The sequence below is a fragment of the Aliiroseovarius sp. Z3 genome (assembly GCF_029105185.1).
Taxonomy (GTDB): Bacteria; Pseudomonadota; Alphaproteobacteria; order Rhodobacterales; family Rhodobacteraceae; genus Aliiroseovarius.
The window spans coordinates 193,356-205,900 of record NZ_JAFMZK010000002.1 but is presented as its reverse complement, the minus strand read 5'-3'; the positions used below and the strand labels follow the sequence as shown (position 1 = coordinate 205,900).

13 protein-coding genes are annotated in these 12,545 nt (G+C 59.6%); 8 read left to right on the top strand and 5 right to left on the bottom strand.

Annotation, left to right across the window (positions count from 1 at the left end):
- Window positions 1-59 precede the first annotated feature (59 nt).
- A complete protein-coding gene (gene rlmN, locus J3R80_RS03970) occupies window positions 60-1,244 on the top strand; it encodes a 23S rRNA (adenine(2503)-C(2))-methyltransferase RlmN (RefSeq protein WP_275392462.1) in 1,185 nt (394 codons plus the stop codon).
- A gap of 82 nt (window positions 1,245-1,326) precedes the next feature.
- Window positions 1,327-1,683, top strand: coding sequence for a DUF1428 domain-containing protein (locus J3R80_RS03965; protein ID WP_275392461.1), 357 nt, complete (start codon window positions 1,327-1,329; stop codon window positions 1,681-1,683).
- Window positions 1,684-1,704: 21 nt separating this feature from the next.
- Here the strand turns inward: J3R80_RS03965 and J3R80_RS03960 are convergent, their stop codons facing one another.
- Window positions 1,705-2,547, bottom strand: a complete 843-nt coding sequence (locus tag J3R80_RS03960) for a TIGR00730 family Rossman fold protein (RefSeq protein ID WP_275392460.1) — start codon at window positions 2,545-2,547, stop codon at window positions 1,705-1,707.
- A gap of 186 nt (window positions 2,548-2,733) precedes the next feature.
- On the opposite strand from J3R80_RS03960, the gene dapD reads away from it, so the two are divergent.
- From dapD to J3R80_RS03945, 3 genes are all read left to right on the top strand, one after another.
- Complete coding sequence (gene dapD, locus J3R80_RS03955; RefSeq protein ID WP_275392459.1) at window positions 2,734-3,561, top strand: 2,3,4,5-tetrahydropyridine-2,6-dicarboxylate N-succinyltransferase; 828 nt, start codon at window positions 2,734-2,736, stop codon at window positions 3,559-3,561.
- Window positions 3,562-3,834: 273 nt separating this feature from the next.
- Window positions 3,835-4,176 carry a hypothetical protein gene (locus tag J3R80_RS03950; protein WP_275392458.1) on the top strand — a complete coding sequence of 114 codons (342 nt, stop codon included), beginning with the start codon at window positions 3,835-3,837 and terminating at the stop codon, window positions 4,174-4,176.
- Entirely contained in the window at window positions 4,176-4,811 is a 636-nt protein-coding gene (locus tag J3R80_RS03945; RefSeq protein WP_275392457.1) for an HAD hydrolase-like protein, read from the top strand. Before J3R80_RS03950 ends, J3R80_RS03945 begins: the two co-directional genes overlap by 1 nt.
- Before the next feature lie 12 nt (window positions 4,812-4,823).
- Here the strand turns inward: J3R80_RS03945 and J3R80_RS03940 are convergent, their stop codons facing one another.
- Window positions 4,824-5,420 carry a hypothetical protein gene (locus J3R80_RS03940; RefSeq protein WP_275392456.1) on the bottom strand — a complete coding sequence of 199 codons (597 nt, stop codon included), beginning with the start codon at window positions 5,418-5,420 and terminating at the stop codon, window positions 4,824-4,826.
- A gap of 144 nt (window positions 5,421-5,564) precedes the next feature.
- Between J3R80_RS03940 and dapE the strand changes: the two genes are divergently transcribed.
- Genes dapE through J3R80_RS03925 form a run of 3 tightly spaced genes read left to right on the top strand, consistent with a single transcriptional unit; the run spans window position 5,565 to window position 10,159 of the window.
- On the top strand, window positions 5,565-6,722 hold the full coding sequence (gene dapE / locus J3R80_RS03935; RefSeq protein WP_275392455.1) for a succinyl-diaminopimelate desuccinylase: 1,158 nt from the start codon (window positions 5,565-5,567) through the stop codon (window positions 6,720-6,722).
- On the top strand, window positions 6,719-8,974 hold the full coding sequence (gene rnr, locus J3R80_RS03930; RefSeq protein WP_275392454.1) for a ribonuclease R: 2,256 nt from the start codon (window positions 6,719-6,721) through the stop codon (window positions 8,972-8,974). The genes dapE and rnr overlap by 4 nt, the downstream gene beginning before the upstream one ends.
- A 51-nt stretch (window positions 8,975-9,025) precedes the next feature.
- Window positions 9,026-10,159: a lytic murein transglycosylase gene (locus J3R80_RS03925; RefSeq protein ID WP_275392453.1), complete on the top strand. Its 1,134-nt coding sequence runs from the start codon at window positions 9,026-9,028 to the stop codon at window positions 10,157-10,159.
- Between the two features lie 7 nt (window positions 10,160-10,166).
- Here the strand turns inward: J3R80_RS03925 and J3R80_RS03920 are convergent, their stop codons facing one another.
- From J3R80_RS03920 to J3R80_RS03910, 3 genes are all read right to left on the bottom strand, one after another.
- On the bottom strand, window positions 10,167-11,114 hold the full coding sequence (locus J3R80_RS03920; RefSeq protein ID WP_275392452.1) for an MBL fold metallo-hydrolase: 948 nt from the start codon (window positions 11,112-11,114) through the stop codon (window positions 10,167-10,169).
- 137 nt (window positions 11,115-11,251) lie between these two features.
- The gene (rpe, locus tag J3R80_RS03915; protein ID WP_275392451.1) at window positions 11,252-11,944 is read right to left on the bottom strand and encodes a ribulose-phosphate 3-epimerase; all 693 of its coding nucleotides are present in this window, start codon (window positions 11,942-11,944) and stop codon (window positions 11,252-11,254) included.
- 81 nt (window positions 11,945-12,025) lie between these two features.
- Window positions 12,026-12,520, bottom strand: a complete 495-nt coding sequence (locus J3R80_RS03910) for an RNA pyrophosphohydrolase (RefSeq protein ID WP_275392450.1) — start codon at window positions 12,518-12,520, stop codon at window positions 12,026-12,028.
- Window positions 12,521-12,545: the final 25 nt, after the last annotated feature.

Sequence of the window (12,545 nt, the reverse complement as noted above, 5' to 3'; positions counted from 1 at the left end):
CGTGACAATTAGTGTTGCTTGCTCTATAGACTGCCGCCCTGCACAGAATGGAATGCGCTATGGAACCGACGGCCCCGATCACTCAGGATGTAATGACCATCCCCCGCAAGACCGAAGAAGGTGGCAAACGCAACCTTGTTGGCCTGACGCGGGATCAATTGCGCGATGCGCTGATCTCGGTCGGCACGCCGGAAAAGCAGGCCAAGATGCGCACCGGGCAGGTGTGGCAATGGATTTATCAATGGGGCAAACGCGATTTTGCCGACATGACCAATCTGGCCAAAACCTACCGCGCCCTTCTGGATGAGCATTTCGTCATCGAAATCCCCGAGGTCGTGACCCGGAAGCTATCGGAAGACGGCACACGCAAATATCTGGTGCGCATTGCTGGCGGTCACGAGGTCGAAGTCGTCTATATTCCCGAAGAAGGTCGCGGCACGCTGTGCATCAGTTCGCAAGTCGGCTGCACGCTGACCTGTTCTTTCTGTCATACCGGCACCCAGAAGCTGGTGCGCAACCTGACATCCGCCGAGATTGTCGGCCAAATCATGATGGCGCGTGACGATCTTGACGAGTGGCCCGAACCCGGTGCGCCGAAAGATGAAACCCGTCTTTTGTCGAACATCGTTCTGATGGGCATGGGTGAACCGCTTTATAACTTCGAAAACGTGCGCGACGCGATGAACATCGCGATGGACCCCGAAGGGATCAGCCTATCGCGCCGTCGCATCACGTTGTCGACATCAGGTGTAGTGCCTGAAATTGCCCGCACCGCCGAAGAAATCGGCTGCCTTCTGGCCATCAGTTTCCACGCCACCACGGACGAGGTGCGCGACACACTGGTGCCGATCAACAAACGCTGGAACATCGAGACGCTTCTTGACGCGTTGCGCGACTATCCACGCTTGTCAAACTCGGAACGCATCACCTTTGAATACGTGATGCTGAACGGCGTGAACGACAGCGACGACGACGCCCGCCGGCTGATCGAGCATCTGAAAGGCATACCGGCCAAGGTAAATCTGATCCCGTTCAACGAATGGCCCGGCTCGCCCTATACCCGCAGTTCGAACAATCGTATCCGGGCGTTTGCCGACATCATCTACAAGGCCGGTTATGCCAGCCCCATCCGCACCCCGCGCGGAGAAGACATCATGGCCGCCTGTGGCCAGCTGAAGTCCGAAACCGAACGCGCCCGAAAGTCGAAACGGCAGATCGAGGCAGAAGCCGGCTTGGGGCAATAGACTGATTACACTCGTGAGGCTATGCTTATGGTTCGGGCGGTGCCCGATACGTGGCGCCCGCCCATAGAGTGGAGGTCTCACTATGAGTTATGTTCAAGGTTTCCTGATCCCCGTGCCAATCAAGAACAAGGACGCATATTGCGACCTTGCCGCCCGATCTGCGACGATCTTTCAGGAATATGGCGCGACCCGCATTGTCGAGACATGGAGCGAGACGACGCCGGACGGCAAAGTTACGGATTTCAAACGCGCCGTGAAAGCGACGCCGGACGAAGCGGTTGTGTTCTCGTGGATCGAATGGCCCGACAAAAACACCTGCGACGCGGCGGCCAAGCGCATGGAATCCGATCCGCGCTGGGAAGAATTGATGCAGATGCCGTTCGACGGCAAACGCATGATCTGGGCCGGGTTCGACCCGATTTTCGAAGCCAGAACCTGACGCAGGCGGATTTCGCGGGGCTTAGCGCCCCGGAATATCAGTGCGTTTGCCCGGGTTCTCCCACGCGTCAATCACGTCGATGGCTTCTTGAGCTGTTTCCACAAAACGGAACAGGTCAAGATCGTCCGGGCTGATTGTGCCTGCATCTGCCAGCGCCTCCCAATTCACGATGCGGGTCCAGAAGTCGCGACCGAACAGAAGGAACGGAACACGCTTCATGCGCCCGGTCTGAATCAGGGTCAGGCTTTCGAACATCTCGTCCAGCGTGCCGAAGCCGCCGGGGAAGATCGCGATCGCTTCGGCACGCATCAGGAAGTGCATCTTGCGGATGGCGAAATAGTGGAAATTAAAGCATAGATCCGGCGTCACGTATTCATTGGGCGCCTGTTCATGCGGCAACACGATATTCAGGCCGATGGACACGCCGCCCGCATCCGCCGCACCACGGTTTCCCGCCTCCATCACGCCCGGCCCACCACCGGTGACGATCACGTTCTCACGGTGGTTGTTCACCTTGGACCTCAGTGTCATCAGCCGCGCAAACTCGCGCGCCTCGTCATAGAACCGCGACAGTTCGGCCAGTGTTTCGGTGCGCGCCGCATCCTTTTTCGCAGGTTCAGGGATACGCGCCCCGCCGAACAGAACAACCGTGCTGTCCACGCCGTATTCCTGCATCAGCAGTTCAGGCTTCATAAGTTCCAACTGCCAGCGCACCGGCCGCAGCTCGTCCCGGCACATAAACTCCTGATCGTCATAGGCCAGCTTGTAGGCCTGCGCGCGGGTTTGCGGCGTGTCGGGCGTCTTGTGCGCGGCCTCGCGGTCCTGGTGGCTGTCGCGGAACGGATGGTTGCGGTCGTCTTTCATGCTCACTGATCCTGTCACTTGTGCGTTCCCCCAAGAGCTATCGCCTTTGAAGATGAAGAACCAGTGCCACGTTTTCACCTTGGCGCGACAAGGTCGAGATGGTGCAATTCATTGCACAAAACACCGTTCCGCCTTATAGCCCAATCGAACCTGAACTCGCCCACCCCAAGAACGGAGCCTTTTGACATGTCGAACGCCCAACTCGAAGCCGCCATCGAAGCCGCCTGGGAGGCGCGCGACACCATCACCCCCGGCACAACCGGCGAAACCCGCGAAGCCATCGAAGATACCCTGAACGCGCTGGACCGTGGCGATCTGCGTGTGGCCGAGAAGCTGGAAAATGGTGACTGGCATGTAAACCAATGGGCCAAGAAGGCGGTGCTGCTGGGCTTCCGCCTGAAAGACATGGAAGAGCAGTCCGGCGGCCCGCAAGGCGGCGGCTGGTGGGACAAGGTGGACTCGAAGTTTAAAGGCTGGGGTGACAACCAGTGGAAAGCCGCAGGGTTCCGCGCCGTGCCGAACGCCGTTGTTCGCAAATCGGCCTATATCGCACCGGGCGTTGTTCTGATGCCGTCCTTTGTGAACCTTGGTGCTCACGTTGATGAGGGCACCATGGTCGACACTTGGGCGACCGTTGGCAGCTGCGCGCAGATCGGCAAGAACGTCCACCTGTCGGGCGGCGTCGGCATCGGCGGCGTGTTGGAGCCTATGCAGGCTGGCCCCACGATCATCGAAGACAACTGCTTTATCGGCGCCCGTTCGGAAGTCGTCGAGGGCTGCATCGTGCGCGAAGGCTCGGTTCTGGGCATGGGGGTCTTCATCGGCCAGTCGACCAAGATCGTTGATCGTGAAACCGGCGAGGTCATGTATGGCGAGGTACCGCCCTATTCGGTGGTCGTCGCAGGCTCGATGCCGTCGAAGAACGGGATCAACCTGTACTGCGCCGTGATCGTGAAACGCGTGGATGCCAAAACCCGGTCGAAAACCGGAATCAACGAGTTGTTGCGCGACTAACAACGGTTACCGATCAGAAGAAACAGGCGCGTCGTGCATGATCGGCGCGCCTTTTTTTGCAGAAAAGTGACGTAAATCCTGTTCTGCCCCGTATCACCTCCAAACAATGGGAGGTCACTATGATACGTTTACTTCTGCTCAGCAGCCTGATTGCCGTGGGTTTCGCCGCCGAAGCGGCCCAAACGCGCGCGGCACAGTCGCCCGCGACCTGCTCTGTTGTGGTCTGAACCGGCAAGGCTTGATCCCGGCGCAGATGCAGCCTAAGCCCGACGCATGAGCAAAGACAACAAACCGAAGAAACCGCATCAGGTTTACACGCTTCTGGTCGAGGTCGGCCGCAAAGACGGCGACGGGCTGCCCGAGGGCGCGACCGGTGCCGCTCTGGTCTGCTATGCCTCGGGCGTGGACGAAGCCGAAGCCGTGCGCGAAACCGTTGCCATTTTGAAGCAGGCCGACTTGGCGCCCTTGGATGTGAACGGCTATGGCAGCCTTGACGAACGTCTGGCCGAAGGGCACGACATCACGGGTGACGAGCGTAAACTGATGGGCCGCGCCTTGAAGGAAAACAGCGTGATCGTCGCCCAGATGACCCCGTTTTTTGACGAGGACACCTGATGGGCACCGTTTTCTGGGACCTTGACGGCACGCTGACCGATCCAAAACCCGGCATCACCGGCAGCGTGGTGAAAGCACTGCACGAGCTGGGGCTGGACGCACCATCGCCAGACGATCTGGAATGGGTGATCGGGCCCGCCTTGCTGTGGAGCTTCGAGAAGCTGGGCACCCCGGACCCTCAGGCCGCCCTTGAACACTACCGCGTGTTCTACGAAGACAAGGGCGGTATGTATGATTGCAAGGTCTTCGACGGTATTCCGGAGGCATTAACCGCCATCCGTGCGCGCCATGTGATGCATATCGCGACCGCCAAGCCCCATGCCTATGCAAGAAAGATCACGGCCCATTTCGGGTTGTCGCAACATATGACCCATGAATTTGGTCCCGAATTGGACGGCACCCGCAATGACAAGGCCGAACTGCTGGCCCACGCCTTGACCCTGACCGGGGATGATCCGGCGCACTGCGTCATGATCGGTGATAGGCATTATGACCTGAATGCCGCCCGCGCGGTGGGCATGCGGTTCATCGCGGTTGGGTGGGGCTATGGCCGCGACGACGATCTGTCAGGCGCGGACGCCCATGCCACAACGCCCGACGAGCTGCCGGGCATTGTCGAGCACGTCTTGTCATAGACCACGGACGGTCTATTCAGTCTGCACGATGGTCACGAACTGGTCGGGTAGGCTGGCATCAGGTTCGATCAACGCCCTGAGCGGGATCGTGATCTCAGCGGTTTTTCCATCCGCAGACAGCGCGCCATTTGTCTCGACGATGTTCTTGCCGGTGATCGTCATGTGAATCCGGTGCCCTTGGAAGGCCTGTTGCAACATTCCGATCATGGACGGGTCTGCACCGCTTTCGGCCGCGGCTTGTTTCACCTCTGCCAGATCAAAGATCAACTTGACATAGGGGCCGTCCAGCCGTTCGACGGTGACGCCCTGATTGTGGTTGACCCCGCCAGATGCCGCGTTCTGTTTTCCTGCTTCGATATCGGCAATCAGATTGTCGATTGTGTCGGTTTCATTCACCCGGCAACTGAAGGTTCCGTCCGCATTCGCCGTTCCGACACCTTCTTCGCAGGGATCCTGACCGCTTTGCGCGATCATGCCATACATCTCTGGCCCCAGCAGCATATGCGCCGACATGGTTGCCGTTTCGTCGTCATGCACCACGAAACCCAGATCGGCGTCAAAACAGGCCGACAGGGGAAGAACGACCAGAAGGAACAGAAGTTTTTTCACGGAAGGCTCCAAAGCGAATGATGAATGTCACGCCGAGGTTAGAGCGGTGATCGCGCAAGGTCCAGCCCGACCACCCTCGATCCACCCCGCCGATTGCCCTGCCCCCACCAACCCATTACAGATGTCGGAAAGGAGCGCACGAATATGCCCGACACACCCCACACGCCGGTGGACCCGGTGGCCCTGACACAGCAGCTGGTGCGATGCCCTTCGGTTACGCCCGAAGAAGGCGGGGCATTGGTCCTGCTGGAAGACCTGCTGTCGACCGCGGGCTTTGCCTGCACGCGGATCGACCGGGGGGGCGTGTCGAACCTGTTTGCCCGCTGGGGATCGGGCAATGCCCGCACGCTGGGCTTTAACGGCCATACGGATGTTGTGCCGGTGGGCGATGCGGATGCGTGGACCGTTGACCCGTTCGGCGCGGACATTCGCGATGGATACCTGTATGGGCGCGGCGCCACGGACATGAAGTCCGGTGTGGCCGCGTGGGTCGCCGCTGCGATTGATTTCGTGGCTGATGCGCCGGCGGACGCATCACTTGTGATCACCATCACCGGCGACGAAGAAGGCGACGCCACCGATGGCACCACCGCCATTCTGGACTGGATGGCCGGGGCGGGCGAAAGCATGGACGATTGCATTGTCGGCGAGCCGACCAGCCCAAACACGATGGGCGAGATGATGAAAATCGGGCGGCGCGGGTCAATGACGGCCTTTTTCACCGCTCGCGGGGTGCAGGGCCATTCCGCCTATCCCCATCGCGCGCTGAATCCGGTGCCCGCGCTGGCACAGCTGATCGCCGATCTTGCCGGGCACGAGCTGGATCAAGGCACCGATCACTTCGATGCCTCGACATTGGCGGTGACGACCTTTGACACGGGAAATCCTGCGACGAATGTCATCCCTGCCGAATGCAAGGCGACCGTGAACATCCGGTTCAACGATGCCCACACATCGGGCGACCTGATCCAGTGGCTGGGCAAGGAAGCCGCGCGCGTCGGGACGGCCACCGGTGTGGATATCGAGATGACCACCAAGGTCTCGGGCGAAAGTTTCGTCACGCCACCGGGCGCACTGTCGAACCTTGTGGCCAACGCCGTCGAAGCCGTGGTCGGGCGACGCCCCGAAGCATCCACAACCGGCGGCACATCCGATGCCCGCTTCGTCAAGAACATCTGCCCGGTCGTCGAATTTGGTTTGGTTGGCAAAACCATGCATCAAGTGGATGAACGCGTCGAAGTCGCGCAAATCAGCCAGCTAAAAACCATCTATTCACGCATCATCCGGGATTATTTCGCATGAGCAAGATCCCCAGCAAACAAGAGATTCTTGACTGGATTTCCGAAAATCCCACACAGACCGGTAAACGCGATATCGCGCGGGCGTTCGGGATCAAGGGGGCGGCGCGCATCGACCTGAAACGGCTGCTGAAAGAGCTGGAGGTCGACGGCCATTTGGCCAAGCGCGGAAAGACCTATCGCGACCCCGACAAACTGCCGCCCGTCGCGGTGCTGCGTGTGGACGCGCCCGATGCAGATGGCGACATGTACGCGGCACCGATGGAATGGGCAGGCGAAGGGGCCGCCCCCCGTGCTCTGCTGGTCATGAAAAGCTCGGACCCGGCGTTAGAGCAAGGCGAACGCATCCTCGCCCGCATGACCGAGGTGCAGGACGAACCCTATGCCTATGAGGCCCGGTTGATCCGCCGCATCGGCACCAATCCGATCCGCATTCTTGGCATCTATCGCACGGGTTCGGACGGCGGGCGGATCGTGCCCATCGACAAGGGGCAGGACAAGGAATGGCGCGTCGATCCGGGCGCCGACGACGGGGCCAAAGACGGCGAACTGGTCGAAGCACAGCAATCAGGTCCGAAATCCCGTATGGGCCTGCCGCGCGCGCGCATCGTCGCCCGACTTGGCGACCCGACCGCCCCCAAAGCCGTCAGCCTTATTGCGATCCACCAACACGGCATTCCCGACGCGTTCCCCGACAACGTGATCGAAGAAGCGGACGCCATGAAGCCTGCGGGCCTGAAGGGGCGCGAAGACCTGCGACATTTGCCGCTGATCACCATCGACCCGGCAGATGCCCGCGACCATGACGATGCCTGCTATGCCCATGCCGATGACAATCCGAAGAACCCCGGCGGCCATGTCGTCTGGGTCGCCATCGCGGATGTGGCGCATTACGTGACACCCGGTTCGGATCTGGATTTCGAGGCCCGGCGACGCGGCAACTCGACCTATTTCCCCGACCGCGTGGTGCCGATGCTGCCCGACCGGCTGTCCGGCGATCTGTGCAGCCTGCACGAAGGCGTGCCGCGCGCCTGTATTGCGGTGCGGATGGTGCTGGACGCCCAGGGGCACAAACTCAGCCACAGCTTTATCCGGGGGCTGATGAAGTCACACGGCTCGTTGAACTATGCCGAGGTGCAAGCGGCACAGGATGGCAACCCGAACGAAAAATGCGCACCGTTGATGGACGAGGTTATCGCACCGCTTTTTGCCGCCTATGACGCGACCAAACAGGCCCGTGCATCCCGCCAGCCTCTGGATCTGGACCTGCCGGAACGCAAGATCATTCTGGACGAGGACGGCAAGGTCGCCTCCGTCGCCTTTGCCGATCGGTTCGACGCCCACCGGCTGATTGAAGAATTCATGATCCTTGCCAATGTGGCCGCCGCCGAGGAACTGACCCGCCTCAGACGCCCGCTTTTGTTTCGGGTCCACGAAGAACCCAGCCCTGAGAAGTTGGAAGCCTTGCGCGAGGTGGCGCAGGCGTCCGGGTTCACACTGGCCAAAGGTCAGGTGCTGAAAACCCGGCACCTGAATCACCTGCTGGCACAGGCTCAGGACACCGAATTCGACGAACTGGTCAATCTGTCGACGCTTCGGTCGATGTCGCAGGCTTATTATTACCCTGAGAATTTCGGTCATTTCGGGCTGGCATTGCAATCCTATGCCCATTTCACGTCGCCAATCCGCCGCTATTCCGATCTGATCGTGCATCGTGCTCTGGTCTCGGGTCACGGCTGGGGCAAGGACGGCCTCAGCGCCGAAGATATCGAAAAGCTTGAGGCCACAGCCCAGCACATCTCGGAAACGGAGCGGCGGTCCATGGCGGCAGAGCGTGACACTACAGACCGCTATCTGGCCGCCTTCCTGGCCGAACGTGTCGGCAACGAGTTTACTGGGCGCGTTTCGGGCATCGCGCGATTTGGCCTGTTCGTGAAACTGGACGAGACTGGTGCGGACGGTCTTGTGCCGATCAGTTCGCTCGGCAACGAGTATTTTCGCCATGACAAGGACGAACAGGTCCTTGTGGGCGAACGGTCTGGATTGGTGATTGGTCTGGGGCAACGTGTAACCGTAAGACTGTCCGAGGCCATACCGACCACCGGCGGGCTGACGCTTGAGCTTTTGAACATAGAAGGGCGTAAACTGACGCCCAACAGATCTCGCAAGGGGGGGAAGTCCACCCCGCGGAAACCCATGACAACAAAGCGGAAATCCGCGAAGCTGAGAAAGAAGGTGAAACGCTCACGTAAGTAGTTGGTAAAGGTCCGTCGGGACAATAAATTTGAGTTGGTGTTGAACAGTACAATGTTAGAAAAAGATTTTCAGGCATGGTGTCATGCCTTCCGGAAACGTGCGGATCAGGCCGGAGTTTCAGACCGGACACTGGAGCTATGCGCAAGCCATCTGCGACCCGACCCCAGAGTGCTTGATAAGCAATCAAATCAGTCGGAGTTCACGCTTACCATCTCGCAATATCTGGATCGCGCTGTTACAGATAAGCGCATTCGCAACGGGCGTGCGCGTTATCGCGCAAACCGGGCGCTTTTGAACAATGTCTCAGAGCAATATGGCGTCGATGCACAGATCATACTGGCCATCTGGGGGCTGGAATCCGACTACGGTGCAACACGCGGCGACTGGCCGGTTCTGACGGCGCTTGCCACTTTGGCGCAGTCAGGCCACCGCGCCAGCTTCTTCGAAGATGAACTGATCGCCGCACTGAAAATCATTGATGCTGGCGATATTGCCCCTTCGGCGATGCGTGGTTCCTGGGCCGGAGCGATGGGGCATGGGCAGTTCATGCCATCCAGCTTTCAACGCTTTGCTGTCGACGATGACGCCGATGGACGGCGCGATATTTGGGGCGACGATCCACAGGACGGGCTGGCCTCGGTTGCGAACTATCTGGCCGAGCATGGTTGGCGCAAGAGCCGCCCCTGCCAGATCGAGGTCATATTGCCCGATGGGTTCGACTATGCGTTGGCAGGACGTCATGCAAAGCGCCCAGCCACAGAATGGGACCGCGCGGGTGTCATATCAGCAGGTGGGAGTCAGGTACCGGACTATGGCGACGCGTCGGTTCTGCTTCCCTCGGGTGCAAGTGGTCCGGCTTTCATGACCTTTGGAAACTTCGATGTGTTGCTGACCTATAACCGGGCGGATGCCTATGCGATTGCGGTTGGGTTGTTGGCGGATCGGGTGCAAGGCGGGCAACCGATCAAAGCCAAATGCCCGGATGATCTGATCGTGCTGACCCGCGACGGCATACGTGAACTTCAAGAGCGGTTGACGGGTGCCGGGTACGACACGCTGGGTGCCGATGGCTTCCCCGGCCCCAACACCGCCGCAGCATTGCGCAGCTATCAACGCGACAACGGTTTGGTGGCAGACGGTTTCGGATCAGGGGCGATGCTGGACCATCTGCGCAACCGGGGCTGAGCGCGGGTTATTCAAACTCCATTTCGGTGAAAACCTGACCGGCGTTCTTGGTGGCCAGCTCCTCGAACGTGTCATGGTGCGCGAATGGCGACTGGTCGACATAATAGGCATCTTCCAAGGTGCCGCCGCCCTCAAGAAGCGCCCCAATCTCTCTGCGTAGATGTTTCAGGTATCCGATCGTGTGCTCTTCAACCTGCGCCATGTTGGTGGGATATCCGTGACCGGGGATCACATAGGTCGCGCCCAGAGGGGCAAATGCTGTCTCCCATGTTTCAATCCAGCAGCTCGTGCAGGTGTCTTCGAAAATCGGAGGGATGCGGTTATGAAACGCCATGTCGCCTGCTATCACCAACCCCTCGTTTGGCAACCAAACCTGAATGTCGCCGGGGCTGTGGGCCGGGCCGGAATAGAGCACCTCGATGGTCTTACTGCCCATCGAGATCACTTCTTTTTCCTCAAACGTGCGGGTCGGCCCCATCGGCACGGTACCTTCGGCGTTTTCGCGTGCGTAACGCGTCATCCCGTCATAAATCTGGGCGGCATATTCTTCGAACTCGTGCGCTGCATCGACATGGGCCAACACCTCGACCCCTTGGTCGATCCAGTAATTGTTGCCCAGCATCGCGTGGCCTTGCCCGTTCTCGTTGATCACAAGCTTGACGGGTTGGTCAGTCACCGCCTTGATTTCCGTGTGCAGGGCCTCGGCCAATTTGGCGTTGGCGCCTGCATTGACCACCACGACGCCGTCACCGGTCACGATAAAGCTCAGGTTGTTGTTATGGCCCGCGTTGTCGTATCCCGGAGGTGCTGTTGCGCCAATCGCCGACCAGACATCCGGGATCACCTCGACCGGTTTTTCGTAAAGCACAGAGCCGGGATATTGATCGGGGATATCCTCGTCCGCAAGGGCGGGCATGGTCATCAGGGCGAATAGGGCTGTGGTGATACGAAACATGGGGTCCTCCGGCAATCTGCTGCGATCAGATAATCACATTCGAATGTGATTATCCAGAGGTTCGGCAGGGGCGCTGCCCCTACGGTCCAATTCGTAAATTGGACCTACCCCGGGATATTTCAGGCCAGAAGAAACGGTTAGCTGCGGGCAGCCTCGGCGGCGGCGCGAAGGGCGCGAATATTGTCGCCATAGGTTTGCGGAGTGTCGACCGAACCGCCTTTGAACACGGCCGAGCCAGCGACCAGCACGTCCGCACCCGCTTCGGCCACCAAGGGCGCGGTTTCGGTGGTGACGCCACCATCGATCTGGATGTGGATCGGGCGGTCGCCGATCATCTGGCGCAGGCGGCGGGTCTTCTCGACCCCCGACTGGATGAATTTCTGGCCACCAAACCCCGGGTTCACGGTCATGATCAGCACCATGTCCACAAGGTCGAGCACATGTTCGATACTGTCCAGCGGCGTGCCGGGGTTCAGGCTGACGCCGGCCATGACGCCCTGCGCCTTGATGGCCTGCAATGTGCGGTGGATATGCGGCCCGGCCTCGACATGGGTGGTGATCATATCGGCACCCGCTTCCGCATATGCTTCGATATAGGGATCAACCGGCGCGATCATAAGATGCACATCCATGAAGGTTTTCACATGCGGGCGGAACGCTTTCACGGCGGGTGGGCCGAAGGTCAGGTTGGGTACGAAATGGCCATCCATGACGTCCACATGCACCCAGTCTGCGCCCTGCGCTTCGATGGCCTGAATTTCCTGACCGAAATTGGCGAAGTCGGCAGAAAGAATCGAGGGAGCGATCTTGATGGAACGGTCAAAGGACATAACGTGGTCTCCGGCAGCGGTGGTTGCGGCTTTTATAGCGGGATTATCCGGATTGCGAAGCGCGAAAGCGCCCCGCAGGGGTTACAATCTGGACCTGAAACCCGCCAGAACCTGCGCATAGATATCGCGTTTGAATGGCACAATGTTGGCCACCACGTCGTCGGGGTCCATCCAGGCCCATTGGCTGAACTCAGGGTGATCCGTTTCGATATTCACAGCACTGTCATCACCCAGAAAGCGCGCAAAGTACCAACGCTGTTTTTGACCTTTAAACCGGCCGTTCCAGATTCTTGGCACAATGTCATGGGGCAGGTCATAAGGCAGCCAATCCGGAAGCTCTGCCTCGATCTTCACAAGATCCTGCGTTACACCGGTTTCCTCCCACAGCTCGCGCAGGGCTGCGTCACGCGGGTCTTCGCCTGCATCTACGCCGCCCTGGGGCATCTGCCATGCGGTCTTGGTGCCCAGTTTTGGCGCGTCCAGTCGCTGCCCGACGAACACTTTCCCATCGCGGTTCACCAGCATGATGCCGACACACGGACGATAGGGCAGTTTCTTGATATCAGCAGGTGTCATAGTGACCTCTTGGCCCGATGGGACT

Coding starts and splice junctions, on each gene's coding strand:
- rlmN (WP_275392462.1), top strand. CDS start 60: ATGGAACCGACGGCCCCGATCACTCAGGATGTAATGACCATCCCCCGC.
- J3R80_RS03965 (WP_275392461.1), top strand. CDS start 1,327: ATGAGTTATGTTCAAGGTTTCCTGATCCCCGTGCCAATCAAGAACAAG.
- J3R80_RS03960 (WP_275392460.1), bottom strand. CDS start 2,547: ATGAAAGACGACCGCAACCATCCGTTCCGCGACAGCCACCAGGACCGC.
- dapD (WP_275392459.1), top strand. CDS start 2,734: ATGTCGAACGCCCAACTCGAAGCCGCCATCGAAGCCGCCTGGGAGGCG.
- J3R80_RS03950 (WP_275392458.1), top strand. CDS start 3,835: ATGAGCAAAGACAACAAACCGAAGAAACCGCATCAGGTTTACACGCTT.
- J3R80_RS03945 (WP_275392457.1), top strand. CDS start 4,176: ATGGGCACCGTTTTCTGGGACCTTGACGGCACGCTGACCGATCCAAAA.
- dapE (WP_275392455.1), top strand. CDS start 5,565: ATGCCCGACACACCCCACACGCCGGTGGACCCGGTGGCCCTGACACAG.
- rnr (WP_275392454.1), top strand. CDS start 6,719: ATGAGCAAGATCCCCAGCAAACAAGAGATTCTTGACTGGATTTCCGAA.
- J3R80_RS03925 (WP_275392453.1), top strand. CDS start 9,026: ATGTTAGAAAAAGATTTTCAGGCATGGTGTCATGCCTTCCGGAAACGT.
- J3R80_RS03920 (WP_275392452.1), bottom strand. CDS start 11,114: ATGTTTCGTATCACCACAGCCCTATTCGCCCTGATGACCATGCCCGCC.
- rpe (WP_275392451.1), bottom strand. CDS start 11,944: ATGTCCTTTGACCGTTCCATCAAGATCGCTCCCTCGATTCTTTCTGCC.
- J3R80_RS03910 (WP_275392450.1), bottom strand. CDS start 12,520: ATGACACCTGCTGATATCAAGAAACTGCCCTATCGTCCGTGTGTCGGC.